Source organism: Affinundibacterium seohonense (assembly GCF_014284305.1).
Classification (GTDB): domain Bacteria; phylum Pseudomonadota; class Gammaproteobacteria; order Burkholderiales; family Burkholderiaceae_D; genus Undibacterium; species Undibacterium seohonense.
Genome location: NZ_JACOFW010000072.1, coordinates 1 through 894, shown reverse-complemented (window position 1 = coordinate 894; position 894 = coordinate 1). Strand labels below are relative to the sequence as shown.

The 894-nt window shown below is 54.6% G+C and carries 1 pseudogene; it reads right to left on the bottom strand.

From position 1 onward, the window contains the following. Positions 1 to 894, bottom strand: a pseudogene (locus tag H8K52_RS20595) (Calx-beta domain-containing protein); the annotation flags it as partial.

Here is an 894-nt window from a genome sequence, read left to right as displayed (position 1 = left end):
AATCACTACCGGCTGTCGCTGTACCACCGCCTAAGCTGTAAGCGTAGGTGGAGACATTCGATGTCGCCGCTGACAAACTGACCGTGTAAATCAGGTTGTTACCTTCGACCACATTGTCATCGCCGATGCCTGGGGTACCTGGCTCGACTGTGGTGATCGTTGGCTTGTCATTGTCGATGATGCCGCCAGCGCCCGTCACGCCAGCGATGACCAATGGTAAGGTCTCTGGTGTCACTGCCTCTAAGCTGGCATCGTCGATCGTTGCCACCGTTACCGTAAAGTTGGTAACACCTGCTGGGACGATCAAATTGCCACCGACCAAGGTCACACCATTACTGAACGTCGGGGTGGCGTTGTAATCACTGCCCGATGTCGCTGTTCCACCACCCAACGCATACGCATAAGTCGAGGCGATGGTTGTTGGGCTCGACAAGGAGACGGTGTAGACCAAGTTCGTGCCTTCGACGACATTGTTGTCGCCTGTTCCTGGTGCGCCTGGTTCAACTGTGGTGATCGTTGGTTGATCATTGTCGATGATGCCGCCGTTACCTGTCACGCCACCAACAACCAATGGCAGCGTTTCTGGCGAGGCGGAATCGACGACGACATCATTGATCGTGGCAACGGTGACCGTGAAGCTGGTCACGCCACTTGGCACAATCAAATTGCCGCCAACTAAGGTCACGCCATTACTGAACGTTGGTGTGGTGTTGTAATCAGCACCGGCAGTGGCTGTACCACCGCCTAAGCTATAAGCGTAGGTGGAGACATTCGATGTCGCCGCTGACAAACTGACCGTGTAAATCAGGTTGTTACCTTCGACCACATTGTCATCGCCGATGCCTGGGGTACCTGGCTCGACTGTGGTGATCGTTGGCTTGTCATTGTCGATGA